This window comes from Sporosarcina sp. Y352 (assembly GCF_056786535.1).
This window is the reverse complement of sequence record NZ_JBXCJE010000022.1, coordinates 1-26,139: the sequence shown is the minus strand read 5'-3', so window position 1 is coordinate 26,139 and position 26,139 is coordinate 1. Positions and strand designations below refer to the sequence as shown.

The window sequence follows — 26,139 nt, the reverse complement described above, 5'->3', positions numbered from 1 at the left end:
CCCACGCACCCGTACGTCCTACCCTGGCTACTGATATATTAAATCCTATAAAAATAAGGTCAACCAGTAAAAACTGGTTAACCTTATAATACGAAGCACCCGTTAGTTTAAGTACGATACTTCACAATCCTTTTTACACCTCGATAAACTTAATCCCTTAAATGAGTTGTCCATGCAAAAAGACGCTTTCTTATTAAATAAAAGCGTCCGATTGTGGAAAATCTTTTTCTATTGAACAGTATCCTTGTACTGCGCAGCTGGAAAGTTGTTCTTCCTAAAGATAAGCGCCCTACAGAGCAAAAAGAGATAGTGGGTTAATCCTTTACTTCTTCCTTGCATATTTCACTAACTAGTTTTCTTTATTTTCCGGTCCAAGCCTTTTACAATTTTCATATTGAGGCTTTGAATTCCTTTATTTTTTGCATTAAACCCTAATAAACTTTTCAGAGGTAACTAATTATTATGTCGTTTGTTAACTTCAATCGTAATGAACTCCGGCAAATAGCTGGGAGCACATCCTTTTGCTACTATTTCATCTTTGTAAAGACCCGTTTTCTCACCAAGTTTAATACAACGTGCACGATTATTTTCATCATAAACGCCTATCCAGCTTGCGGTGAAATTCATAGCCCATTGAACTTCCGGTTCTTCCTGCGTAATATTAGCTTCTATTGCAGATAGCAAGTCTGCGGTGTTATCAGGCGGTGTTTGTCCAGTCCATCTCAATCGCCCTTGATAATACCAGAAAGCTCGCCTTTGAAGAGCAGAAGGACTATTTTCCCATGACTCCATCAATGCAATTTTCTTCTTGTCTTTTGTGAGCTGATTGGCCATTAACCAATCCATTAAGTTATTTCGCTCATCAAAAGTGTGAGTCTGCATATCCTTATCAAGCTTATTTAGCACATCTTGTGAAAGAAGTTTTTTGTCCATAATTAAGATTGCTAATAGTCTGGGCAAAAACTCTTCGGTTGACCAAAGTTCCATAGCTAGTTCGTGATCTTTTTTAATGTCCTTCGCGATTTTTCGTAAGTCGCCTAGCTTAGTTTTACTATTGATCTGAGGGAGAATGTTTTCTGCTTTTGAAGAGCGTTTTATTTCTGCACCTTTATTTTCATTCATTTTATACAACTCCTTTATTAAAGCACTGTTTCATAATATGTCCTTGACAGGATATATCAAGAACTTAATTTCGTTATAAGTCTCATTGCAGTGGTGTGCCTCCAAAGTTTACCTTTTTTAATATTGTAGCATATATCGTATTAAAGCTTTCTCCACCTATAATAGAAGAGCAACCATCTTTAATACAATAATAATATTTAATTCCTTTTAACTGGATACGAAAAGAGCATTCCTTTTTAAAGAAACGCACCCGTTAGCCATACATGTAGCGTAAAATCAGCGCTACACCACAGAGGATGAAAATGTGTACAGAACGGGTATTGGATACTACGGCTGGCGAAGAAGGTCGATGAACTATGGTGCCATAGAGACCATCCGTTAGTCTGACTCCAACGACCACGGTGCATCACAGTCTGTCGCATCCAATACGGGTAGCACTTATAGGGGATTATTCCTACTCTGGTTACTGCATCAGCCTTGCCTATACTTTCGGAAGGATGGAGCTGATTCTTGATTTACCTATCCATTCAATATTATCCCTCTCAATGCTCAATCTTTATTAAAAATACTTTTTCCGAGCTTTTTTTTATAGATTTTGAGCGTTTTTTAATTTTCATGGGAGTTTAATAAGAACAGAGACACTTATAAAACGATCGCGCCCGGTTGTCGAAGATTACTATTCAACTAAAACTTTCGTTACATTAAGTTCATAATTTCAATCTCTAGCTGTTAAATTCAATTCGCATATTTTGCCTACCTATTAATCATAATTATAAATACCAGTACTACGATTAATAATGCTATGATTACTGACAGCCATCCAATCTTCAATCTACTTAATAAACGATCAATAATAAAGAATAAGATAGCAGAACCAAGACCAAAAACTTGTAATACTGCTCCGCAGCAACAATGAATTAAGAAGGAGGTAATTTCACGAGTAAAAGCTCTATTAGAAACCTTCCTACTAAGCCAGTCACTAAACAAGGAAGCAATAACACCGTACGTAATTACAAACATAAGGTTTAAATAGTATAAATTTAAATATAAATTAAGAAATCGGTTCACTTCAATGCCACCAAGTACTGAATAGATAAGTGCAAATAACAAACTACTAAGAATAGCAGTTAATATTTTTCTCTTTATAATAACTGCAATTTCCCACTCTCTCAATTTTTTGGTAATAAACTTAAATTTCATGAAATTCATGAGGCAAATACCTGAAAATATGTTAGCTTATACTATACTGCCTCGATATTTAAGTACATTTTTCACAATATCACTTAAAAATTTCAACATTAATACCCGCATTTCTTTTTAAGAGATTATTAAAGAATGGCCCTATTGTCTGTTCAAGAATTTCTTAATGGATTTTCCCTGTTCAGCCAATTTTCTTTTGTCAAATTCATATTGATAGAATCTATCCATTCTCCTTCAAATTCTAGATCGTTTTCATCAATACTATCTATAACAAAGCCAACCTTTTCATAAACATACTTAGCCCTTGGATTGAAGTCAAAAACACTTAAAGTAAGTTCGTTAAGTGTAGTATTTTTAAATAGATAATCAATTATGAGTTGAGTTGCTTCAGTTCCTAATCCACGATTTCTTCCCCTTGGTCCAATAAGTATCCTAAAATTCATACTATGATTTTTTTCATCATATAAATTGGCTACTACTTCTCCCACTAAGATACCTTGGGATTGGTCAACAATCGCCAGATCCAAGCGATCGGTTTGTTCATTCCTTGTATTGTACCAATGGAGAATTGATTCCTTATCAAAATCCGAACTGCTCCCTGTCAGTTTTATTACTTCAGAATCCTTTAAGCATTCCTCTATGTAAGGAAAATCTTCATCTATAAAAGGTCTGAGAACAACTTTCTCCCCCTTTATTAGGGGTTTATGACCTAAATATATCATTACACTCACACTCCATTATTTTCATTTAACATTTCCCCATATTATCAGTTATCTTCTTAAACCAACCTGCCCTGTTACTTCAATTAGAAAAAAGGCTTTACTCCTTCATGAAGTAAAGCACTCGTTAGTGAAAATTAATTAAATTTTCACGGTACAAACTTTATAGATGATATGACCATTAACTTCAGTTGTTTCTGTATAGACATCCGTTTGCAAATTGTTATAAATCGTCCAACGAGAAAAATGTTCTTTCGTTCATTTATATTGCCTCAATGTTCTAGGGTCTTACTCACCAACCATACCGTCCTTATCAGCATCGCGCATATAGGGGTATAACCAATGATCACTCGTTATTGGCATACTAAAACCTGCTGTTTTTGCTTCTTTAATCGTCACCTGTCCATTACCGTTTGTATCAACACTAGAAATATCACCGTTTGTGTTTGAACTCGTTGTATCAGAAGGCTCACTACCTGTTAAACCGAGCGATGCGTTTACTTCATCAGGGTTCACATTGTCAAATGTATCAACGATCTCGTTACCCATTAAAGTATAGGTATACTGATAACTCGAAGGAATCTGCGTTTCCGTATTCGGATATGTGATTATTGCTTCAAAATTAGTAGCTCCACCTGTGCTACGAATCACGTTTTCCATATAAGCTTGATCACCATGTCGGTTGAGCGTACTATCTTGTGGGGTAATATTATAAGCATTCGATACACCTCCGAGAGAATCCGCAATTATATGTCCTTCATCTAAAACGTCACTTTCGACGCCAGGAACCTTTGCCTCATCAGAATAGTATCTGCCAGACGATAATACAGGTTCATTGCTGTCATCTTGCATAATGACTTCGTCGGCAATGACACGTACTAGTTGCCCGTATTCATTAGTAAATGCCCAATATTCACGGTCCCCGTAACCAATGTCAACGACGACGTTAGGTTCACGATATCCAGACAAATCACCACCATCAACTTCAATAAGTTTATATCCTGTGAATAGTTCCTTATTCGGTTGGGTTGGTGTTTCCTCTACTACTGGTTCTTCAACAACCGTAGTGATAGATTCTTCTTTTACACTATTTTCATTTGTTTCAACTGCGTTTACTGCTTGTGGATCTGTTTCTACTTGTGAAATGGATGCTTCTTCTAAGTTGGTACAACCAACCATAAAGATGGTCGTTAACAGTAAGATTAAATAGTTCATTTTCTTTTTCATTTTAGGACTCTCCTATTTCTGGAATTTCTTTAAATTTTAAGCTGTTCTTCAATACTTTCTTCTCCGATTCCAATATAAGTAACCTTTTTCTCAGGTATGTCCACACGATAGGTTACAATTCCACCCTCAGCAATCTCTTCTAAGAAGGCTAAGAAGGGAAGTGAGATGTTAGAGATTGCCTCAAGTACCTTATTTCTATTAAATTTATCTGAGATCACCAAGCTTACTTGGGAATCTGTTTTAAACTCCGCATGAACTCCTTTATATGTGGCTTGACCCGTAGCAACTTCTATTTCTTATTCATTTATGCCTCTTTGAGACAGTTCTTCTAAGAATTGCGAAAAGGTTATCTCGCCGTTACTTCTTCTACGGATTATCTCTTGAAACTCACTTTCTGTTATTTTGTCATTCATACATATACCTTCTATTAGAATTAATTCTTAAATCTCCTTCATCTCTATTCTAACCTCAGTGGTACTTCTTATTCTTGTAAAAATGGGACATACTCGTTTATTCAACAAACCTGAAAAAGAGTTACCTAAGAAAATCCTCGTTCTTTAACTAGAGCACTCGTCAGTTGAACAAGGTATCTCAATAAACTAGTTTCTTCGAAAGATAATACTGTTGATTATCTTTATTAGGATGTTCTTCTATTATACCAAATACTTCATAACCATATTTTTGATAGAAATTTGGTGCTTGAAAGCTAAATGTATCTAGTTGTATGCGTTTGCATCTATTTTCCCTTGCAATATCCTCTATATTATCTAATAACTGTTTTCCGTATCCTTTACCTCTTAGGGATTCATCAACCCATAAGAAATCAATATGTAAGTGATACCAAAAAATCGTTCCTGTAATGCCACCTAAAATTTTCTCCTCTTCATCTCTAAGGATAAAGCTAATGTTTTTGACTGGGTGTTTTACATCATCCGGTAGTTTAGAAAGATTGTGTTCAATTACCTTTTTACGAATAAAATCACTGTCTTCTTGATTCCATTGCTGAGTTATTTTCATAACTATCCCTCCATTTAAGTTTTTGAGTATATATTTTATAATAAAAAATGAACCTGAATTTATAAATAATCCATGTTTGCTTATTGATGTAACCTCCTGCTTTAGTGGAACAAAAAAAGAGCCGTCTAAGCAGCTCAACAATCTTCAAGTAAAGCACCCGTTAGTGGAATAACACCTTCAGCAAAACCTGAACTTATTGATCCCCATTTTATCTCTTCCTCTTCATTGTACCTGGTTTGCTTTTAACTTTAACTATACGTTGCACAATAAATCCAACTATTAAGCCGATAGCAAGAGGAAGTATTGCAATATTTGCATCAAAAATCAACCCATTTTCTAACGGTTCATTTAGATCAATTGAAAACCTAAGAAGAGATAAATTAAATTTATTTCCAATCCAATATAATAGAGCCATTGTCCCAACTGATGATAATAACGGAAACCATATAGTTCTCACAAAAAATCTCCTTTCAATACTTGTTATTGAACAAACCTACCCCGTTAGTAGAATACGCTCAACACTAGACAGGTATTACTCGATAAAATTTCTACAAAAGTACTTAGAGAATTGCATCAATTATTTTTTGATAAACAAAGGGCAAAATCGAACTTACGAGTAAACCTATTATGATTGAAGAAGTTACTAAAAGTCTACATTTTCGAAGCGATATTTCTTCCCTTTTATAGGCAATATTTAATACTTTAATCATGAAATAAACCGTTATAAAGATTATTATGGCTGAGAAGATACTAATTAAGATTAGCTCCATTTTAAAACTCCTTCATCGATTAAATTTTAAACTAATCCTTATTCAACTTAACTGCCTCGTTAGTGTGAGAAGGAATTCAAACGCTGAACGACGCTCCTTTTCTTATTGAACTAAAGCACCCGTTAGTTTAACAAGCACTATCGTAAAAACAACCTATTTAGTTTATCTTCCTTAAAAAAGCTATTAAAAGGTTGGTACTTTTTTGATTGTCAACAAATGTCCTTCTTGTAGTAAAAGTTGCTTCGGGTCAACAATTTGGTGCAATAATAAATTAGATTTTTTCTGTACCTTTAGTTCAATCCGATTTGAATTTATTAAATGAGCTATTTGTACAATACAAACCTTATAAGGTTCGGTGTGATGAAGAATATACTGTAGTAGTTCCCGCAACTCCCAAGCTTTTTCAATCCCATTATAGATTTCTACCTGAATCGGATAATCGAATCCTGGAATGTGTAATTCTGTCTCTGTAAAATCAAGTGAACTATTACCTAACCCCATCTTCTGGTCTGATGCAAAATAATAATAATTCGTCATTTTATCCCCCCCTTTGTTAGTATACATTTCTCAACAATCTTCTTAGACTTTCTTCAACACCTTTTAGCTCAAAAAGAAAAGCTACCCTTCAAGACAACCCTTGTTAAATTAAAGCACCCGTTAGTTGAATACTGAATCTATTTTCGAAACCGACAATAGCAAGTGATAGTAAATATTAGACGCTATAAAACAGCATATTGAAAATGGAATAACATCTTCTAGATAGATATTTGGGTTAAGTATATTTAGAAAAACAACACCAAAAAGGATACCAGCTATCGAATATAAACCTAACCCGAAAAAGTAACGTGCCCATCTTAAACTTTTGTTAAACTTCGCAACTAACTTATCAATAAAGATTGAAAGAGGTAATCCTACCAGAAAAAAAACAGGTCCGGCATAAATAATGACTAAGGTAAACGTTTCTAAAAGACTAGAATAATACACATTAGGTTCCCGTTGAGAGCTGGGTACAAAGAAAAACCAAGAAAACATTGTTGCAAATAAAATAGCAGATAGTGCTGCTGTTAAGAACCTTTTCATAATTTTACACCTCCATAAACCATTAAAAGATTTAGGCAATTTATTTTAGCATTCTTATTGAACTAAACTGCTCCGTTAGTTCAATAAGAAAAAGCTTCACTCCTTCTTGAAGTAAAGCACCCGTTAGCTTAAAAAGTGTAAATGGCAACAAAAAATAAAAACGCTGCTGCAAGGATAAAAAATACCGCACTTGTTTTCTTTTTTGCTTGTAGTTCCGAAATCCCCGTAACCAACATAAACACACCTAAGAACAATATCATATGTGGCATAAACTCAAAGTTTTTAGTAATTAGACCATAACCTGCTAATGCTATAACAATAACTGATAAGATAACTTTTAATATTTTCAATACTTCCATCTCCCCTATTAAGCCCCTGTACAATTTCTTGTTTAATCATATCACTTTGAACTCTTTTTTCTTGTTATAAAAATGGAATTCCTTCTTGAACTAACCTGCTGCGTTAGTTGAACAAGAAAAAAGAGCCTTCTAAGCAGCTCAATAAACTTCAAGTAAAGCACCCGTTAGTTGCAGAAGGTTTACTGAATTACTTTTTCAAAACTATTTATCATCCACTATTTTTTATTAAATTCGTCTTCTAATTCTTTTTCAATTTCATCATCACTAACCGTAACAATTTCATCTTTAACCCCATACTTCGTTTTTATTAACCGACCAACCTCTGACTTATCAATCCCCTCCTTTACTGCTGCAAAGATTACTATGTACAAAATTAATAAACCAACAATCCAGAGTAAAATAGTTCCCCATATCATTTATCTCTACCCCCAATTAAATATTTCTTTATAACCTTCTTAAATTAACCTGCCCCTTTAGCCGAAAAAAGGGTGCTTAACCCCTAATTGAAGTAAAGCACCCATTAGTTCAAGAAGAAAGAACTATATTTTATGAACTTGAACTTAATGTTATAGTTTCAGACTCTTCACCTTCTAAAGTTAATATTATCTTAGACGAAGATGGAGTTTTAGTATCCAATTCGACAACATCCCCACTATAATAAATCCCTTCTTTATCTAATTGTATATCGCCTATACCCCAACCCAAGAAGTCAGTACTTTCTACGTTAAAACTAGGTATGCTTAGCTGTTCAGGGTTTTCACCTTTATAGGTTATCCTTATACTCTGAATCTCTTTTCCCCAAAAACTATATTCAGTAATTAGTTCGCCACTCCAATTTACACCTTCACCTTTGAATGCAAGACCACTATTGTTTTCACAAGAAACTAACATCAACATTAAACAGGTGATAAAAATGCACTTAGAAATATTCTTCATTTCAAGCTACCTCCCCTTACGGTAACTATTTCTACATCCTTCCAAATATACCTTCTTGCTCAACTAAGCTCCTATTGAAGTCATACATAGTCTTATAGGGCATGAGAAAAATGAAACCACAATGATATACGCTCAATTAAGCGGAAGACTTAGGAAAGAGTATTATCAGAAGTACTTTTAATTGTAAAGGAGCAACGTCTTAAAAGACGTTGCTCTACTTGACTAAAACACCCGTTGGCTTAATAAGAGATTTAGCTTTCTATTTCTTACTCCTTCGGCATCTTGCTCATATCCATATACAACACATTCCAGCGGTGACCATCTAAATCAGCAAAACCGCAGCCGTACATCCATCCTTGGTTCTCTGATGGCTCACCAAAAATTGTACCTCCAGCCTTTATTGCCTTCTTTGCTATTTCATCTACTTCTACTTTGCTCTCTGCATCAATGGAAAATAATACTTCAGTAGCTCGTTTTGTATCGACTATTTCATGTTTGGTAAAATTTTTGAAAGTAGATACAGGAAAAAGCATTACTGTAGCATTATTATCTCCGATGACTAATTGCACTTGATCGCTATTGCCAAGTGGTGTATTAGTCGAAAATCCAAGTTTGCTATAAAACTCTTTTGATTTTTCTGTATCTTTAACTGGCAAGTTGATCCAAAATTGTTTTGTCATAGTTATATCTCCTTTTTTAATTTAATTCTACTCTCCCATGTATTGTATAAAACACCTACTTCCACTAACCTGCGTCGTAAGTTTAAGTGTAACATTTAACACTGTATTGCCGAAATCTTCTTGATGTTTTGGACGTAAAAGTAGATCATCGAAATGATGGACATATTAAAATAAAGCACCCGTTAGTTGAATAAGGATTGGGACACGATATCTTTCAATTCCGATAAAAATTCAGTTTGAAAGCCCGCTTCAAATACTACACACTGAAACCATACACACACATTTTATATTATTAAAAAAGCCTAACTGAATTAATCAGTAGGCTTATTTTCTTCCCATACATACCATGGTAATTTATAATCCATTTTCTTACCTTGTTTACTATTTTTATCTGTTACTATCCAATTACCATCTTTCTTTTGTACTTTATAATTTACATTTGTACCATCAGACATTTTAAAGAGCATATAACCTGTGTTGTCTTTTATAAAGGTAACAGGGTCAATAACATTTTTGTTGGGTATCTTTCTCTCGGGAAACAATACATTGGTTACGATTTCCTCTGCAATATTAAAAAGGGATTTAAATTCATTATTTATTTCTGCTTGGTATTGCAATTGATTGTGCGTGTAAGAAGAGTAAGACTCTAAATTCAAATTAAAAGACTGTTTTATATCTGAAAGTGTTTCTTTATAAAATTCATTTATATCCTTTTCTAATTTAGCGCTCTCATGTTGAAAGCTAATGGTTTTAACCCCAAATGGACTTATATTAAAAGTCATTGTTTCCTTGCCATAAGGAGGGTCATGTGCATGTTCAAATGTTGTTACTTGGACTTTTGCAATAAAGCCAAACTGACCCTCATGCCTGCTGATACTCAGGATTTTGGCATCATATAAACCATATTGCTTGGGATAGCCATAATAATTAATAATTTCCTTTTGTATGGATGGGTCAAGGGTTGTAAGCAGTGTATCATATATAAGTTTATAATCAGGTTGCTCACTTTGGAAATCAAGATTCCCTGAAGTTACTGTTAACAAAGCATCATTGTATAAGTCCTCATTCGGAGGTTTTTCCATAACCATTTGATGGTTATCAATATAAACACTAAGAAGAACAAAAGATAGTATTACCAGGATTTTCTTCATCGAATACTCCTTTAATATAGATTTAATTTATGAGTATTTTCCCCTGAAGTTTTTTAATTATTCTTCAACTAAACTGCTACGTTAGTTAAACAAGAAAAGAGCTGTCTAAGCAGCTCAACGATTTTCAAGTAAAGCACCCGTTAGTTCAACAAGGTTTCAGTATTTTTTCAAGTACAATAGGACCCGTTTTCTTTGTCGTTGTATTGACTGTCCTAACTTTGATACGAGTCGGTCGCATTACAGGAGAAACTTCATCCAAATTCCCAACCCAAGTAGTTTCTCCATATTTAGTTAAAGGAGACAATGAGAAAATCCAACTTATTTCCCTCGGAATATAAGCTAATACTTCATAACCATCATAATCTCCAAAACTAGATGGTTTTGGTAAATGAAGTGCGTGAACACTGAGACTTGTTCGTTCATCATTAAACTTTCTTTCAATATTATAAATCAGTGCTACTCCTCTGGCATTTTTAGGTACGTTTTTTGTTGGTTCAAGTATTACTGAACAAGGTGGCAACTCTTCAATTTTATTCTCAGAGTGTGTTTGTGAAGGAAGGATTACTAAAACGAAGATAAGGCTAAAAAGCAATTTTTTCATTTCTGATTCTCCTTAAATTTGTTTAGTATCATTATTCCCCAAAACTCCATATTTATTATATTTCAATCGTTTCTTGTTGAACTATCCTGCTCCGTTAGTTCAATAAGAACAGCGACGCGATTACAACAATCGCGTCTGATTGCGTTACAACAGTTCAATTATTAATGCGGTCTTATTAAATGATAGGATTAATTTCTCGTAAAAACTAAACTCTAGAGCAACTATTTTGCAATCGTGTAGACTACTCCACCAATAACTCATTCAAAAACGGTAGCACTTCTTTATCAAAATCGTCCAATTCATTATTAGCCATTTGACGTAAATAGTGCGCAGTTTCCGACTTTTGTTCAGTTGATAATTGCGCATATTCATCAGGATCTACAAATTTCCTCACAATACGTGCGACTGTGTAAATCTCAGAATCTGTCGTCATTTGCATATAGTTATACTGCATTTCTGCATACCCATACAGTGTATATAAAGGCTCCACATAATCTATGTCGTACTGTTCATTTTCAAAAAAGAGCGCACTATCCCTTAGCATATCTTGAATGCCATTATCCATTCCTGCTTTATAAACAGACACTTTATGATAAAGTACGAATGTCGTACTACCAAATAGGATTGCCAGTATGATCAATATAATAAGGCTCACTTTTACTGTCATAAGATCCCTCCATCATCTCTAATTTGAGTTAATTGTATGGTTAGATTTTATATTTCGAGGACAGTTTTAAATCTATTAAAGAATTAGAAAGTCTTCCGTTAAATAGCCCGAATGTTGAACAACAGTTAACCAACACACTTCACAATGTTTTTTTAATATCTACTTGGTATGCCGGATAAAAAATAGAACAACGAAATGATGTTCCTGTCTAACTAAAGCACCGGTTAGTTGAAGAAGAATTACTCTTAAAAATAACCCACTATTCAAAATATTTATGGTAAATTAAGTTTAACAATAGTTAAGTAATAATACTTAGAAAGGTGGTTAATAAAAATGGAGAACTTTTATTTGTTTTTAATTATGTGTATTTTTCTCATTATTTTACCTGGTCCTGATACTGCTATCGCTACAAAAAACACCCTCACTGTTGGAAGAACAGGAGGTCTTAAAACTATGTTTGGTACTTGTTGTGCACTACTAATTCATACATTGGCTGCTGTTGTAGGTCTTTCAGCAATTATTGTGAAATCGGCTTTATTATTTTCTGTCTTCAAATACGTCGGCGCTGTGTACTTAATTTATCTAGGCATCAAGACATTATGGGCACTAAAGAACAAGAAGGCAGCAACCCCCACCCAAATGACTTTCGAAAGTAAGTATGAAAGCAAGTCTTGTTTTAAACAAGGTTTCCTTACCAACATCCTAAATCCAAAAGTTGCTATCTTTTTCCTAACCTTCTTGCCACAGTTCGTGGATTCGGGAAGCAATACTTTTTTGCCATTCCTCATAATGGGAATAACTTATTCCGTCTTAACCGCCGTATGGTTTTTGTTCTATATCTATTTACTTAACCAGATTAGTACTTTTATGAAAAAGCCTAGGACCCAAACGTTTATTGAAGGAATAACAGGTACTATACTGATAGGTTTTGGTGTTAAACTGGCTCTAGAAAAGGCTCATAATTAGAAATCTTTTAAGACCCTTTGATTAGAGTCAAAGGGTCTTTTCTCTTCATAACCACAAAGTTTTCAATAAGAAAAAAGAGCAGCCTAAGCAACTCCATGATTGTTAACTAAAGCAGGATAGTTAATGAAAGTTTTATTGTCTAATTATTTGTCCTTTTTTAAATTCCGCTCCATCATTCGTGCGATTTACTGAGAGTTCATATCCTTTCCCTCATATAGTATATTAACGATGTTCTGATAGTCCTCTTCGTTACGATTTTGACTTAGTTTATGTAAAGCATCCGTCACTTGAAGAAGGTAAAAGCGATACATCCCTTTAGAACAATCACCCTTGTTTTATCAACTGTATCTCTGCAAACGAAAATGCTAAAGAAAGATAAATCATTTTTACTGTTTAAATCATAATTCCTGAAGTTCATCCACAGTCACAAATTTATACCCATCGTTCGTAAGTTCTCGTAAAACATCTTCAATCACTTGGATTTCCTCACCAGTTTGATCGTACATTGGATGCAGCAAGATTATCGAGCCTGGCTTAATGTTATCCGCTACATAATCTACTTTTTCATCAGCACTTGTGTAATAGGTATCCGGTTCTAAAGACCACATAATCGTCTCTCTGTTGTGCTTCTTTAAATAATAGGGTAATCCCACAATTTTTTCCCATAAGGAGGTCGAAAGTCGATTTCGCTCTTATATCCAGACTTTCTAATCAACGCATCTGTTTTTTCTATTTCCTCTTTAATGTAAGAAGGAGATTTTAAAACCATTCTTTCGTGTGAATAGGTGTGATTTCCAATTTGATGCCCTGATTCTACCAATTTCTTTGCTTCTTCAGGGTGTTTTTCAATATCATTTCCGATAAGAAAAAAAGTGGCTTTTGCCTTGTATTTATCTAATATAGGCAGAATTTGATCCACGTTCTTTGTCGGACCGTCATCAAATGTTAAAGCAATGACCTTGTTTTCCGTTTCAACTTGGTATGTTAACCCTCCAAATAATTGAAAGGTTCTTAGTTTCGTAACTTTAAACGTTCCTGCGAATAAAAGAGCCATTATTAAAAATCCAATTCCAAAAAATAGTATTTTCTTTTTCATCTGTGTTTCCTTTCTTTCAAAAGCTATTATATAACGCTTGTATTTTAGCATAATGTAACTTTATTGAAGTAAACATGCTACTTTAGTTCAACAAGAAAATAGAGTCGCCTAAGCCGCTCAACGATATTCAAGTAAAGCACTTGTTAGCTTAATAAACTTCCAAAAAATATAACGACAGCCAAGAAAGCTGATAACCCCAAAGTAATAATTACAGTAGTTATACTTCTCGTCATCCCTTTCCAATCTTGAACACCCGAAAAACCTAATAATCCTAAAACAAAAGTTATCAATGTAATATATAAAACCAGATTTAAAGGGTGTGTACCCATTATGGAGTAATCAATTGGACCAGAAAAAGAAACTATAAAAAATAACAAAATGCAAATTATTGATAAGATAAATGACCATAGGTTTATCTTTTTCTTCATTCCATATCCCCTTTTTCTTAATTTTATCAAGTAACTTCTTTCACTAACCTGCCCTGTTAGTCCAATAAGGGATTCTATTTCCCAACGAGTTTGTATATGCCATACACAGCAGGTAGTCATAATGCCAGTTCACAGAAGTATTTAGCTCTATTTCAATTAAGCCTTAGACGACTGTTATAAGGATATGTTACATTTTTTACTTCCGCAAAATGGCCCGTTAGTTGAAGTGTAATCTCCAGACACATTTCACTCTCCATTGTTCAAAGTACTCCCAACCTAAAATATCTTTAGAATCTTTCAACTCGTAATTCCATATTAATAATAACACTTTACTATCTCTCGTTTCCGGTCATTTATATCTTTGTAATACAATTAAATCTAAGAAAATTGGGGGGATTTTATGAAAGCTATCGTTTGTAACAAATATGGATCACCTGACGTACTTGAATTAAAAGAGATAGAAAAGCCTTTGCCTTTAGAGAATCAAGTATTGGTAAAAGTTCATACAGCATCCTTGAACTTTAGTAACTTGGTTCTTTTGATAGGCAAACCGTTCTTAGCTCGCTTGGCTTTTGGGCTACTGAGACCAAAATACGCTATACCGGGAGGTGACATAGCGGGTATAGTTGAAGCTGTTGGCAAGAATGTGAAGCAGTTTCAACCAGGGGATGAGGTATTCGGTGACCTCTCAGTTTGTGGCTGGGGTGGTTTTGCTGAATATGTGTCTGTCCCAGAATTCGCATTAGCTTTAAAGCCAACCAACATCTCCTTCGAGGAAGCTGCTGCCTCACCTATGGCAGGCGTGACAGCCTTACAGGGACTACGCGATAAAGGAAAGATTAAGGCAGGACAGAAGGTATTAATTTATGGGGCATCTGGAGGCGTCGGTACTTTCGCGGTACAAATAGCCAAATCCTTTGGGGCTGAAGTAACAGGTGTATGTAGTACAAGAAATTTAGAAATAGTGCATTCAATAGGAGCAGACCACATCATTGATTATACAAAAGAGGATTTCACCCAAAAAAAGGAGCGTTATGATTTGATCCTTGGTGTTAACGGGTCTAATTCCATTTCAGCTTATAAACGTGTATTAAAACCAAATGGGCATTTTGTTCACGTAGGTGGAGCCGAATCCCAAATGTTTCAAACGTTAGTTCTTGGACCTTTTATTTCAATGACTGGAAGTAAGAAAATAAGTAACCTTTTACAGAGAGCAAACCAAAAAGATTTAATTTATATAAAGGAATTACTTGAGACTGGCAAAGTAAAACCAGTAATTGATGAACGGTTTGATTTAAGCGAAGTATCTGAAGCATTCAAATATTTCCAGGAAGGTCACGCTCAAGGTAAAGTTGTCCTTACTGTCTAATTATTAGATGAATAATATACCGAACGCACAATTTTAACCTATTAAAAATGTGCGTTTTCTTCATTTTTAAAGAAGGTGACTATCCTTCAGAATAAAGATTTGACCTCTCTTATTAAACTAACCTGGCCCGTTAGTTCAATGAGAAAAAAGAGCTACATTACCAACTCGATGATTTTCAACTGGCGCACCCGTTACCTCAATTTTTTTTATCTATTCATCATTTTAATCTTAGTGAAGCCTTATCTGATTAGTTCTATTATCGTTGAAATTATAAAATATGTTAAACATCCTAATAGAAAAAACTTTATATTTCCTTTATTAATATATTTCTTCATTTGTACTACTCCCTTCTCCTTTCGTTAGAAAAGCCAAGAGCGTCTAGAAACCCCGAATGCCAATGTGATAATTGATGTCAAAAATGAAGCATACCAAAGTAAAAGCATACTAACCCCACCCTTGTATTTTTCCACCCGGTTTTTGAACACAAGATAAACAATACTCTTCAACTAACGCAACAGTTAGTCGAAGTACATTTCTTCACAAATTAAAAAAATTGAAAGTAACAAAGAGTCGTACTTTCATTTTAACTAATAGTACTTATTTGATTTCCTCAGCCAACTCCAAAATAATTCCCTCTGGACCACGAACATAGCATAATTTATAACTTTCTTCGTATTGCTGTATCTCACTAAAGATTTCCGTGCCCTTCTTTTTCAATTTGGCAACAACAGCTTCAATATCTTCCACAGTAAATGCAATATGTCGGATACCCAGTGTATTTGCAAAGGTTTGCTGAATATCTTTTTCATCTGACGGCTTATAAAATTTGATTAGCTCTACCCATGTCTTACCTTCTGGCGTCCCCAATCCTACACACGCAACTTTAGCATCATTAAGCCCAACTGCATATCCCATCAACTCTCCTTCCATTTCCCATTCCCCTTTCACCTCAAGTCCAAAATCGAGAAAAAACTCTTTAGCGGCAGAGAGATCATTTACGATTACACCCACATGATCCATTCTTCGAATCCTCAATTTTCATACCTCCTATGATCCTGTTATTTTGTAATATCCTTTATTCAAATTCTAGTATTAACAAATGGACGATTACTATGATAAAAAGACATCTGCATTTCTGATTGTGCGCGCATTCTACTCATCATTTCTACCTACAAGGAGAATGTTGCATATTTTACCGAAACTTTGTTATTCAGCAATCCTGCTCCTTTAGTTGAACAAGAAAAAGAGCCGTCTAAGCAGCAAAGCACTCGTTATTTAAACACTCCTTGTTCTTTCCATTGATCGAAATACTTTTGATAACCCATTTCTTCAGCAGTCATGGTGTATTGCGTATCCTCCAATGTAAAAGTATGAGATCCCGACAAGGCTTCATAGGTTGGACTCCCTTTTACACCCTCGAATAGCGTTTCGAATGTATTTACATCCACTGATGTTGTGTTTCCATTCTCGTAGGTTTCAAATAGAATGAAATCAACCACTCCTTTATCTGTTTCACCCTTAAACATCAAACCTGCTTTACTTAATGACAAATATAATTGGTTCATAATCAACCTTCACTCTCCCTTTTGTAAGGTATTTAAGAAGAGAGTTAGTTTCCTAACTCTCTTGTTGTATGTGTGTAATCATATAGCCGGTAAAATAGTTCTTTATTTTTTTGAAATTTAGTGCAGTGTATAGGATAATCCCTTGTGCATCATGATCGAACGTTAAAACCATTTCATCACCTGATTTGAAAATTCGATTACGGCCAGTTCGGATATCCATCTTATTTTGAGACACGATGAATGTGTCGTTTTGATAGGCTAAGTAAAATAGCTCTTCGAACACAACTTTTAATTCATCGGTATTTTTTACTGTTAAAAAGAAACCTGGGACCTCTGCATGATACATTCCTTTTGAAGAGAGAGTAAACACACGCTGTCCGGAGTCTATATATTCTACAGCATACTTTGCCCACTCCTTTTGCATTTGATGCTGCTCTCCATCGTGCGTTTCAATATAAATAGACAATGGATAAACATAAAGGTTTTCAATTGTTTCAAAAGCAAGTTTTTCTATACAATCATAGTCCGTACTAATATAATACGATTTAGCCTGTTCTTGTAAATCTACATCACACTCTCTATCATCTTCACGAATATAAATTTCAAGTTGAATTGGTAGCTCTTTCACCGACAACACATTACATGGCACAGGCACTTTTTCATAAAAGGACACATGTCTATTAAAATCAGCAATCGCTTTGTCTTTTTCATCATATACAACGCTTGTACATTCACTAATATTATTTGCTAAAATCCAACTTCTTGCTGCGTCGTCTAAAAAGAACTTGTAGCATTTACCATGATGATCTGTTTTTACTCGCTTATTTTTAAAAAGCTTCTTCATTTGCTTTATCATCTTTTCTTCATTTAAACCTCGGTATCCCAATATATCCACAGTAGAGGCCTTCATAATAAAATAATCAAAAAGCATTTTCCGCTGATTTACAACTTCGTCATTTCGCACATCGAACTCAGGTAAATCGGCATCCCATTCATTCGTTTGATCTAAAATATACATCACTTCACCTCAAGCTCCGTTTATTAATTATTTTTATTACATCTCCACATACCCATAAACTCAAATGACATTGTTAAATACTTCTCCTGCAACATAAATGTCTTTATGTAATTTCATTCTTTATTTCTTCATGATATTTTTTCGTAAATTCAATCATTTTATAATAAGAAAATGACTAAAACGCAGATATAATGTTATGTAAAGTCTTTTATAGTTATTTCTAGTGTATCTCCATCAAGTTCTAACTCAAAATTATTGTCCCAATTCATTAGCTCATTACATTTGATTGATAACTTATTATTAGACCAACCATTAAATTTAATCATGTCCATCATTTCTAATGGACTTTCAAAAAGTGTCATATTTTTTAAATTTAATTCTATTTTGTCTATACTATAATAATCAGCTATTATGAATTCTCCTGATGGAGTTACAGTTAAACTTTGATATAGATGTTGGAACTCATATTCGATTAATTCTCCACTAAGACAATCCATTTGAAATAAATAATCTGAAGTGAGAACTAGAACATTGTTATATTTCTAAGATAATGCAACGGCCCGTGGTACCCCTCTGAATTCACCACACCATTCATTAAAATCCTCATTCTCAAATTTTACCCATGTCCAACTTTGGGAATTCCATGGATTTGTAACATCATAAACCCTCTCCTTGTATTGTCCCGAATATGGTTGATTTATTATTTCTGCTTTGGTTATCAACTCGTCCGCCCTCCATAAAAAAATGGGTATTTATAATGAATATTTATTCGCCCTACACTACCCTTGTTCAACTATCCTGCTTCTTTAGTTGAACAAAAAAAAAAAAGCCGTCTAAGCAGCTCAACGATCTTCAAGTAAAGCACCCGTTAGCCATACATGTAGCGCAAAGTCAGCGCTACACCACAGAGGATGAAAATATATGCAGAACGGGTATTGGATACTACGGCTGGCGAAGAAGGTCGATGAACTATGGTGCCATAGAGCCCATCCGTTAGTCTGACTCCAACGACCACGGTGCATCACAGACTGTCGCACTCTATACGAGTAGCACTCATGGGAGATTAATCCTACTCTGGTTATTGCACCAGCCTGCCTTTATTCTATGAAGAATGGAGTTGGTTACTGATTAACTTTCAACTTAATATAATCATTTTGAAGGCTCAGCCTTTTTTTAAAAAAACTTTTTCTGAGCTTTTTTTGTTATGCAGTTTTATAGATTTTGAGCGTTTTTTAATTTTCATGGGAGTTGAATTACATTTCTTCAAAATATTATTTACTATCTAATTCTTCTTAGTTAACTTCTTCAATAATTTCTTCAGTACCACCTGTTTTAACCATCTTAACTTTCACGTCTTTAATTGGACTAATAGCAAACCAAAATCTTTTTTCATCTTCAACGTCAATTATTGTTGCTCGTTCATCACCAGCATATACTTCAGCAATTGAATTATCATTGATTGCACCAGAGTAAATATAAGGTTCATTATACATAGAAGACCATTTAACAGGTGAATTCCATTTGGCTCCTTTTGTATGTTTCCATTCCCATTGATTATCTTCTTTCTCGAAGTATGCTATAAATATCTTTTCCTCTTGATTCTTATTCTCTTTGAACACTGCGATTGCATCGTCTTCATGTACGACATTAAACTGTTTATCAACAAGTGAATACGAATAATTTTCTTCACCTAAATGCATTTTTTTCATTTTTTGTTGAAAAAAATCTTCAAATGTTTGTTCACCTGAACACCCGACTAAAAAAACTATGAAAAATAAAATTCCTACAAATATATTTCTTTTCAGTTGTATCTCCCCCTAATTAGTTAATTTCTCCAATCTTCTTCTGAACTCCTTCTTCAACTAACCTGCCCCGTTAGTGCAAGAAAAAAATGCCACCCTGTAAAACTTTTGCATTAATCAACTATTATCAATTAAAGTTTTAATTCTTCCATTTCATCGCAATTACTTTATCTGAATAAAAAGATGTTAGTTGTTCGCTCATAAATTTTGTAGAGAAGGTAAAATCCTTTTTAATCCAATACTTAATGACACCAACTGTAGCGTGAATTTGAAAGCTAAGAAAAATTTCGTACTCTGTTTCCTGAGCATCAGTTTCCCGTTCAATATGAATTTCTTTATTGAATAAATTCCACAAAAATTGCTCAAGACGATTATATATATCTGGATGGTTCTCTATCCTATCTAGGCATCTAAACAACCTTTTATTTCTTCGGATATATTCAAATAACAGTTCAATCGAAGGAATAACCCCTTCAAAAAACACCTTATTCATATTTTTATATGGGTCTTTTATCGATTGGTGTATCACTTCAATAGCATCTTGGTATAAATCTTCCACGAGGTCAATTTTATCTTGGTAGTGGATATAGAATGTACCTCTATTAAAATCAGCCCGATTGGTAATATCGCTAATGGTAATAGAATTTACATTGTTTTCTTCCAAAATAAGTTCGATAAAAACATTTTTTAATAAATCCCTTGTCATTTGTTTTTTTCTGGATTGACGATTTGAATTATTCAACATAAATCAACCTCATTTCCGTTCTATTCTTAAATATACCGAACAAATTCGTTCACTTTGTTGAGTTTTCAACATATGGATTATGTATGCTTATTAACATTATATCGAACGAATCTTATAATATAAACGTAAGCGCTTTTATTTAAAATACGTAATCATAAATAGGAGGAACAAATAATGGGACTATTAGAAGGTAAAGTAGCGATTATTACTGGCGGGGCAAAAGGTATGGGGGAATTTCATACAAGAAAGCTTGCTGACGAAGGTGCAAAAATTGTAATCGGAGATCTTGATGTTGAAAATGGCGAGAAAGTTGCAAAAGACATCGGAGAAGACAAAGCTATTTTCGTAGAGCTAGACGTAACAGACCCTAAAAGTTGGGCTAACATTGTTCAAACTGCTAAAGATACGTTTGGTAACATCGATATTTTAGTGAATAATGCAGGACTTGCAGGTGCGATAACAGGACTATTGGATATAGAAGAAGGCTTGTATAAAAAAATAATTGATATTAATCAAAACGGAACTTTTTACGGCATGAGAGCAGTCTTACCTACAATGGTTGAAAATAATAAAGGGTCTATTATAAATGTTTCTTCCCTTGCTGGATTGAGACATGATATTACAGTGAATCCAGCTTATACTGCTTCAAAATTTGCAGTTAGAGGCCTTACAAAACAAGCGGCATATGAATTTGCTGATAAAAACATTCGAGTCAATGCTGTTCTTCCAGGAGCAATACTTACACCTATGGCTGAAGCTACATTAACTAAAGAGCAAATTGATGATGTGTCTGAAAATCTCCTTCCAATGAAACGTTTTGCAGATCCAAAAGAAGTTTCCGAATTAATCGTATTCTTAGCATCTGATAAAGCTAGTTATATAAGTGGCGGAGACTATGTAGTTGATGGAGCAAGAGCTACTATCAACAAGTAATTAAAGACTTTGAAGCTAGCAACATAAGCTATTAGAACTTCTAGGTGTCATATAAATGGAAGATCTAATAGCTTATATGCTTCGTCCACTATTGTACTTGATTTTTATTACTCCAATAGGGTGCGTGGCGATTTTTTCTCAAGAGGAACATGAACCTGCTCTCTAAGATTATAGTGGAATCAAAAATATTTTTCTGGGAGGAAAATAGAATGGCAAGATTAGATGGTAAAGTAGCAATTATTACAGGTGCTGCAGCAGGAATGGGGTTAACTATGGCCCAAACCTTTGCTGAAGAAGGAGCAAAGGTAGTAGCGGCAGACGTACAATTCGAACTTTTACAAGAAAGAATAAATGAAATTAATGCTAACGGCGGGGATGCACTTGCTTTAAAACTAGATGTGACTTCTCCTGACGAATGGAAAACTGCTATTGATGATACTGTTGAAAAATATGGTAAAGTAGACGTATTAGTAAATAATGCCGCTATTCAGATAGGAAAAAGTGTTAAGGAAGCAACTTTAGAAGAATGGAACAAAGTTTTGGCAATAAACGCAACAAGTGTATTTTTAGGTATGCAAACTGTTATTCCTAAAATGCAGGAAAACGGTAAGGGCTCAATCATAAACATGTCATCAATCGGTGCACTTGTTGGTGGAGGTCCCGATGGATATGATGTAGCCTACAGTGCTTCTAAAGGTGCTGTTCGCTCGATGACAAAGCACGCTGCAAAAGTACTGGCAAAAGATAATATTCGTGTGAATTCTGTACATCCAGGTGTAATTAATACCCCGATGGTAGAAAGCTCACTAAGGGATCTCCCTGAATTGAGAGAAACAATTGAAGCCAATTTCCCGCTTCCACCGCATTTAGGTGATCCTAAAGACCTTGCATATATGGTGTTGTTTTTAGCATCTGATGAGTCTAAGTTTGCTACAGGAAGTGAATTTGTAGTAGATGGAGGAGCTACCTCAACAAAGTAATTAATTACTAAGCTATTCATAGAACTTCTTTAACAGCAATTTCCACACGATTTACTACTGAATTAGCTGATATTGAATCATAATTAAACAAAATTATATTTAGGAGGAACAATTATGAGATTTGGAATTATAGGTGCAGGACCAATAGGAACAAGTATTTCTAAAAAGTTAGTCAACAATGGATATGATGTTAAAATTGCAGACGCTCGAGGAATTGAACGTTTAGAAGGTAAAGAGCTTGCTGGATCACCTGTGAGTGTAGAAGATGTAATAACAAATATTGATGTTCTTATCATATCTATCCCTCTTCATGTAGTGCCAAGCATTCGCAACATTGTAGATAAAGCTGGAGAAGAAGTTATCACTGTAGACACTTCAAATTATTATCCTTTTAGAGACAATAAAATTGAAGAAATTGAGAACGGGATGGTTGAAAGTGTTTGGGTTTCAAATCAATTAGGTAGACCTATCATTAAAGCTTTCAGCAATCTATTAGCTTATACTTTAGAAAATAAAGGAACCCCCGAAGGTACTAGTGGTCGCATTGCCATGGCAATTTCCGGTAATGACCTATCACAAAAACAAATAATCATGGACCTAGTAAATGAGCTAGGCTTCGATGCAGTGGATAGTGGCTCTTTAACTGATTCTTGGAGACAACAGCCAGGAACTCCTGCATACTGCACAGAACTAACAAAAGAAGAACTAACGGAAGCATTGAAAAAGGCAGATAAAGAAAAAGCCCCATTCCTACGGGACAAGGCAATCGAGATGTATTCAGATGGATTTTCACATAAAGATATTATGAACATAAACAGAGAAACATATAATTCATAATTTAGGAAGCCCATATTGATCATTGCTTTAAATTGAATAGCAGACATAAAAACAGTGATCAAAAAAACTTTGATCACTACTTCTGTTATTCATTCACATTGGAATATCTTTAGGATGTTGTTAACAATTTTCAACACCGTAAAAAAATGTATTGTTGTTATACTAACCTGCACCGTTACTTGAATAAGAAAAAGGTTCTACTTTTAATTAAAGTAAAGCACTCTAAAGTTTAAGTACATTCTTTCACTCTTATTCCATTTGTGAATATTATTACTTGTTCAAGTATGCTATAACTCTAAATTATAACTGTTAAATAATGGTATTTATTAGGAGTGTGAAGAGAGTGAATATTGTGTTGCTTGGTATATTGTTTACCATCCTATGGGCATCCGGGGCAGTCTCTGTGAAATTTGGCTTGCTTTCATCCCCACCGTTAACTATGGGGACGATCCGTTTTATTTTAGCAGGAGGTCTCTTAATCTTATATATTTATGTGTTTAGACGGGGGAAATATCCACTGCCCCAAAAACGAGAATGGAAGCCATTAATTTTATTAGGGTTATTTAACACTACGCTATATCTTGGTTGTGGCTTTTGGGCGTTACAAACAGTTTCTTCAAGCTTTTTTAATCTCGCTGTCGTGATTAACCCGTTTTTGGTTGCACTGCTTTCATCTATATTCGCAAGTCGCTCTATTAAACGAAAAGAGTGGGTTGGAATGGTGGTTGCGGCTGTCGGGTTAGTGATTGCAACATACCCATTGCTAGAAAGCAGTCATTCTACATTAAGTGGCATCCTTTTACTGATGATTGGGATGATATCGATGGCTATTGGGAGTGTATACTTTCAAAAGGCAAATTTACAACTGCCGAGTTTGGTCATTAATGCGTGGCAGGTGTTACTCGGCGGGATCATGTTAATCATTCCTTCCTTGTTATTAGAATCTGGTAAAAGCTTTGTATTGGATCAGAATCTAATCTTATATCTTGTATGGTCGGTATTTGGTGTTTCGATTATTGGAATGATTCTTTGGTTTTACTTGCTTAAACTGGATGCGGTCAAGGCAAATATTTGGTTATTGTTAACACCGATTGCAGGATATCTTCAAGCTTCCATCCTATTGGGGGAGGAATTTACCAAGTTCGATATGATTGCTACAGTATTTGTATTGGCTGGGTTATATTTGTCGGGTAATTTTCATCTGAACAAGCGACCTACACCGGCATCGGAGGCAAATCTGAAAGTTTAACTTAACTACCCGATAACATACAAGAAAATATCCTTTATGACAGTTCTTTACTTTCATTCTTGCATCCTATAGTGGCATCGACCTTAGTGAAACTTTATGATTGATGAAATTTTCAATTTTAATTCATTAGCATCAAAAAGGACCTTGTCTGAGGGTCCTTTTTCGGTATTCTTATTCAAGTAACCTGCGGCTTTAGTGAAAAAGCGTTTCCACTTATTGTAGAAACGCCCCCTATAGTTTAAGAAGATAACTTATTAAAATATCTTTCGGTTTAAACCCAGCTTTGATATAAACGTGATTCGCTTGGCTGTTGGTATTATTTACGGATAATTTAATTTCGTTAATTTGTGGGTATGAAAACATTTCTGTCAGCACTTCTTTTAACAACATCGTGCCTAAACCTTGATTTTGAGCCTCTATAGAAATACCAATATACTCCAATGTAGCCTCTGCCATTTCAGTATCAACTTCAAAGTAGGCATAGCCTTGCAACTCATTAGATTCGGTTTTAAGCACTCTTAAAATATTTTCATTGCTTAGTTTCTCTGTTATTGTTTTTGCGTCGTAGTAAGTGCTTGGAAAAGTTTCGTTATGTAATTTTTCAAATGCTTGAAAATCACTTTGTATAAACGTTGTACTTTTTAACTCAATTACTCTATTAAGGTTTTGTTCTTTAATTTCTAAGATAAGGTGTTCGCCCGTCTTTTTTGCCTTTAGCTCATTCATAAATGCTTGTTGTTCTATATTTTCTTTATTAATAAAAAAATAAAATACTTGAACTGTTGCATTCTCATTTACTAACTGTTCCCATAATTGATGTTGTAGCTTGACAGAAGATATTTGATTAAACGGTCCCCATACTTCTGCACTTGATTCATCTATGTCAACACCAATAGCTGCTATGATTTCCCCTATATTGCTTCTTGCGACGAAAAATTTGATTTCACCATCATTACTGACAAAGTCTTCTTTTAATGTCTTGTAGATTTCCTCTACCTTTTCACCACAATAACCAATGTGTGATTTTTTTTGTTTGTTTATTTCAGATAAAAACCGAGATAATTCCTCAAGGTCTTTTGCTTTTTCTATTGTTTCATTCATATAATGTCACCACACCTCTATATTTTATAACTGTCCGTTATAAAAAAACCCTATTTATTTTTAACTACTTCGACGCACTTCAAAATATACTTCCTTATTTCACTAAAATGCTGCGTTAGTTCAATAAGTTTTCATTTATTCTGTTTCTTCTTTCGGATTACGTCTGCCTATTAAAAAACCTAAAATAAGACCTATTAAAAGCAAACCATATCCATTTGGAGAAAAATCATTCTTAATAAATCCCCATATAAGCCATCCTATCAAAGAACCCAATATTAAATAAAATAGACTTTTCACTATCCTACCTCCTCTATTTATTAGTTAATTTCTCCAATCGTCTTCGAATTCCTTCTTCAACTAAACTGCCCCGTTAGTTGAAGAAGAAAAAAGAGCCTCCTAAGAAGCCCCTGTTTGAGGTGCACTTCAGTTGTTATAGTGATAGGTAAGCCTTTGAAGTTATCGTCAGCTTTTCCCCCACTTCACACCGTACGTGAAACTTTCGCTTCATACGGCGTTCCAAC

At 34.5% G+C, this 26,139-nt stretch carries 29 protein-coding genes and 1 pseudogene; 6 read left to right on the top strand and 24 right to left on the bottom strand.

Annotated features, from left to right (window positions below):
- Nucleotides 1-453 precede the first annotated feature (453 nt).
- The 15 genes from AC1TO6_RS20475 to AC1TO6_RS20405 form a co-directional block, all read right to left on the bottom strand.
- A complete protein-coding gene (locus tag AC1TO6_RS20475) occupies nucleotides 454-1,122 on the bottom strand; it encodes a DNA alkylation repair protein (protein WP_482103430.1) in 669 nt (222 codons plus the stop codon).
- Between the two features lie 753 nt (nucleotides 1,123-1,875).
- The gene (locus AC1TO6_RS20470) at nucleotides 1,876-2,331 is read right to left on the bottom strand and encodes a hypothetical protein (protein ID WP_482103429.1); all 456 of its coding nucleotides are present in this window, start codon (nucleotides 2,329-2,331) and stop codon (nucleotides 1,876-1,878) included.
- 143 nt (nucleotides 2,332-2,474) lie between these two features.
- Entirely contained in the window at nucleotides 2,475-3,044 is a 570-nt protein-coding gene (locus tag AC1TO6_RS20465) for a GNAT family N-acetyltransferase (protein ID WP_482103428.1), read from the bottom strand.
- Nucleotides 3,045-3,329: 285 nt separating this feature from the next.
- Nucleotides 3,330-4,268 (bottom strand): DNA/RNA non-specific endonuclease, encoded by a 939-nt coding sequence (locus AC1TO6_RS20460; protein ID WP_482103427.1) that lies wholly within the window; start codon nucleotides 4,266-4,268, stop codon nucleotides 3,330-3,332.
- A gap of 591 nt (nucleotides 4,269-4,859) precedes the next feature.
- The gene (locus tag AC1TO6_RS20455) at nucleotides 4,860-5,285 is read right to left on the bottom strand and encodes a GNAT family N-acetyltransferase (RefSeq protein WP_482103426.1); all 426 of its coding nucleotides are present in this window, start codon (nucleotides 5,283-5,285) and stop codon (nucleotides 4,860-4,862) included.
- 208 nt (nucleotides 5,286-5,493) lie between these two features.
- Nucleotides 5,494-5,742, bottom strand: coding sequence for a hypothetical protein (locus AC1TO6_RS20450; protein WP_482103425.1), 249 nt, complete (start codon nucleotides 5,740-5,742; stop codon nucleotides 5,494-5,496).
- Nucleotides 5,743-6,238: 496 nt separating this feature from the next.
- The gene (locus AC1TO6_RS20445) at nucleotides 6,239-6,592 is read right to left on the bottom strand and encodes a hypothetical protein (protein ID WP_482103424.1); all 354 of its coding nucleotides are present in this window, start codon (nucleotides 6,590-6,592) and stop codon (nucleotides 6,239-6,241) included.
- A gap of 120 nt (nucleotides 6,593-6,712) precedes the next feature.
- Nucleotides 6,713-7,135, bottom strand: a complete 423-nt coding sequence (locus tag AC1TO6_RS20440) for a hypothetical protein (protein WP_482103423.1) — start codon at nucleotides 7,133-7,135, stop codon at nucleotides 6,713-6,715.
- 128 nt (nucleotides 7,136-7,263) lie between these two features.
- Complete coding sequence (locus tag AC1TO6_RS20435) at nucleotides 7,264-7,494, bottom strand: DUF3953 domain-containing protein (protein WP_482103422.1); 231 nt, start codon at nucleotides 7,492-7,494, stop codon at nucleotides 7,264-7,266.
- 215 nt (nucleotides 7,495-7,709) lie between these two features.
- Complete coding sequence (locus AC1TO6_RS20430) at nucleotides 7,710-7,910, bottom strand: hypothetical protein (RefSeq protein WP_482103421.1); 201 nt, start codon at nucleotides 7,908-7,910, stop codon at nucleotides 7,710-7,712.
- Nucleotides 7,911-8,040: 130 nt separating this feature from the next.
- On the bottom strand, nucleotides 8,041-8,430 hold the full coding sequence (locus tag AC1TO6_RS20425; RefSeq protein WP_482103420.1) for a hypothetical protein: 390 nt from the start codon (nucleotides 8,428-8,430) through the stop codon (nucleotides 8,041-8,043).
- Between the two features lie 266 nt (nucleotides 8,431-8,696).
- A complete protein-coding gene (locus tag AC1TO6_RS20420; RefSeq protein ID WP_482103419.1) occupies nucleotides 8,697-9,110 on the bottom strand; it encodes a VOC family protein in 414 nt (137 codons plus the stop codon).
- Nucleotides 9,111-9,421: 311 nt separating this feature from the next.
- Nucleotides 9,422-10,261 carry a DUF3888 domain-containing protein gene (locus AC1TO6_RS20415; RefSeq protein ID WP_482103418.1) on the bottom strand — a complete coding sequence of 280 codons (840 nt, stop codon included), beginning with the start codon at nucleotides 10,259-10,261 and terminating at the stop codon, nucleotides 9,422-9,424.
- 145 nt (nucleotides 10,262-10,406) lie between these two features.
- Nucleotides 10,407-10,862 carry a YoqH family protein gene (locus AC1TO6_RS20410; RefSeq protein WP_482103417.1) on the bottom strand — a complete coding sequence of 152 codons (456 nt, stop codon included), beginning with the start codon at nucleotides 10,860-10,862 and terminating at the stop codon, nucleotides 10,407-10,409.
- A gap of 241 nt (nucleotides 10,863-11,103) precedes the next feature.
- The gene (locus tag AC1TO6_RS20405) at nucleotides 11,104-11,529 is read right to left on the bottom strand and encodes a hypothetical protein (RefSeq protein ID WP_482103416.1); all 426 of its coding nucleotides are present in this window, start codon (nucleotides 11,527-11,529) and stop codon (nucleotides 11,104-11,106) included.
- A gap of 333 nt (nucleotides 11,530-11,862) precedes the next feature.
- Here AC1TO6_RS20405 and AC1TO6_RS20400 point away from each other — a divergent pair, with 333 nt between their 5' ends.
- Nucleotides 11,863-12,495, top strand: a complete 633-nt coding sequence (locus AC1TO6_RS20400; protein WP_482103415.1) for a LysE family translocator — start codon at nucleotides 11,863-11,865, stop codon at nucleotides 12,493-12,495.
- 398 nt (nucleotides 12,496-12,893) lie between these two features.
- Here the strand turns inward: AC1TO6_RS20400 and AC1TO6_RS20395 are convergent.
- Both AC1TO6_RS20395 and AC1TO6_RS20390 read right to left on the bottom strand, forming a co-directional pair.
- A pseudogene (locus AC1TO6_RS20395) lies at nucleotides 12,894-13,591 on the bottom strand (polysaccharide deacetylase family protein).
- A gap of 143 nt (nucleotides 13,592-13,734) precedes the next feature.
- On the bottom strand, nucleotides 13,735-14,019 hold the full coding sequence (locus tag AC1TO6_RS20390) for a hypothetical protein (RefSeq protein WP_482103414.1): 285 nt from the start codon (nucleotides 14,017-14,019) through the stop codon (nucleotides 13,735-13,737).
- A gap of 400 nt (nucleotides 14,020-14,419) precedes the next feature.
- Between AC1TO6_RS20390 and AC1TO6_RS20385 the strand changes: the two genes are divergently transcribed.
- The gene (locus AC1TO6_RS20385) at nucleotides 14,420-15,388 is read left to right on the top strand and encodes an NAD(P)-dependent alcohol dehydrogenase (RefSeq protein ID WP_482103413.1); all 969 of its coding nucleotides are present in this window, start codon (nucleotides 14,420-14,422) and stop codon (nucleotides 15,386-15,388) included.
- A 597-nt stretch (nucleotides 15,389-15,985) separates the two neighbouring features.
- Here the strand turns inward: AC1TO6_RS20385 and AC1TO6_RS20380 are convergent.
- From AC1TO6_RS20380 to AC1TO6_RS20360, 5 genes are all read right to left on the bottom strand, one after another.
- A complete protein-coding gene (locus AC1TO6_RS20380) occupies nucleotides 15,986-16,423 on the bottom strand; it encodes a VOC family protein (RefSeq protein ID WP_482103412.1) in 438 nt (145 codons plus the stop codon).
- A 236-nt stretch (nucleotides 16,424-16,659) separates the two neighbouring features.
- Complete coding sequence (locus tag AC1TO6_RS20375; protein WP_482103431.1) at nucleotides 16,660-16,953, bottom strand: hypothetical protein; 294 nt, start codon at nucleotides 16,951-16,953, stop codon at nucleotides 16,660-16,662.
- A gap of 52 nt (nucleotides 16,954-17,005) precedes the next feature.
- A complete protein-coding gene (locus AC1TO6_RS20370) occupies nucleotides 17,006-17,971 on the bottom strand; it encodes a hypothetical protein (protein WP_482103411.1) in 966 nt (321 codons plus the stop codon).
- Between the two features lie 1,292 nt (nucleotides 17,972-19,263).
- Nucleotides 19,264-19,671, bottom strand: a complete 408-nt coding sequence (locus AC1TO6_RS20365; protein ID WP_482103410.1) for a hypothetical protein — start codon at nucleotides 19,669-19,671, stop codon at nucleotides 19,264-19,266.
- 241 nt (nucleotides 19,672-19,912) lie between these two features.
- The gene (locus AC1TO6_RS20360) at nucleotides 19,913-20,518 is read right to left on the bottom strand and encodes a TetR/AcrR family transcriptional regulator (RefSeq protein ID WP_482103409.1); all 606 of its coding nucleotides are present in this window, start codon (nucleotides 20,516-20,518) and stop codon (nucleotides 19,913-19,915) included.
- Nucleotides 20,519-20,692: 174 nt separating this feature from the next.
- On the opposite strand from AC1TO6_RS20360, the gene AC1TO6_RS20355 reads away from it, so the two are divergent.
- The 4 genes from AC1TO6_RS20355 to AC1TO6_RS20340 all read left to right on the top strand — a co-directional run bounded on the left by AC1TO6_RS20355 (nucleotide 20,693) and on the right by AC1TO6_RS20340 (nucleotide 24,517).
- Nucleotides 20,693-21,451, top strand: a complete 759-nt coding sequence (locus AC1TO6_RS20355) for an SDR family NAD(P)-dependent oxidoreductase (protein WP_482103408.1) — start codon at nucleotides 20,693-20,695, stop codon at nucleotides 21,449-21,451.
- A gap of 209 nt (nucleotides 21,452-21,660) precedes the next feature.
- Nucleotides 21,661-22,431, top strand: a complete 771-nt coding sequence (locus AC1TO6_RS20350; RefSeq protein WP_482103407.1) for an SDR family NAD(P)-dependent oxidoreductase — start codon at nucleotides 21,661-21,663, stop codon at nucleotides 22,429-22,431.
- A gap of 114 nt (nucleotides 22,432-22,545) precedes the next feature.
- On the top strand, nucleotides 22,546-23,268 hold the full coding sequence (locus AC1TO6_RS20345) for an NADPH-dependent F420 reductase (RefSeq protein WP_482103406.1): 723 nt from the start codon (nucleotides 22,546-22,548) through the stop codon (nucleotides 23,266-23,268).
- Between the two features lie 343 nt (nucleotides 23,269-23,611).
- A complete protein-coding gene (locus AC1TO6_RS20340) occupies nucleotides 23,612-24,517 on the top strand; it encodes a DMT family transporter (RefSeq protein WP_482103405.1) in 906 nt (301 codons plus the stop codon).
- A 231-nt stretch (nucleotides 24,518-24,748) separates the two neighbouring features.
- Here the strand turns inward: AC1TO6_RS20340 and AC1TO6_RS20335 are convergent, their stop codons facing one another.
- Nucleotides 24,749-25,618: a GNAT family N-acetyltransferase gene (locus AC1TO6_RS20335; protein ID WP_482103404.1), complete on the bottom strand. Its 870-nt coding sequence runs from the start codon at nucleotides 25,616-25,618 to the stop codon at nucleotides 24,749-24,751.
- Between the two features lie 135 nt (nucleotides 25,619-25,753).
- The gene (locus tag AC1TO6_RS20330; protein ID WP_482103403.1) at nucleotides 25,754-25,915 is read right to left on the bottom strand and encodes a tRNA U-34 5-methylaminomethyl-2-thiouridine biosynthesis protein; all 162 of its coding nucleotides are present in this window, start codon (nucleotides 25,913-25,915) and stop codon (nucleotides 25,754-25,756) included.
- Nucleotides 25,916-26,139: the final 224 nt, after the last annotated feature.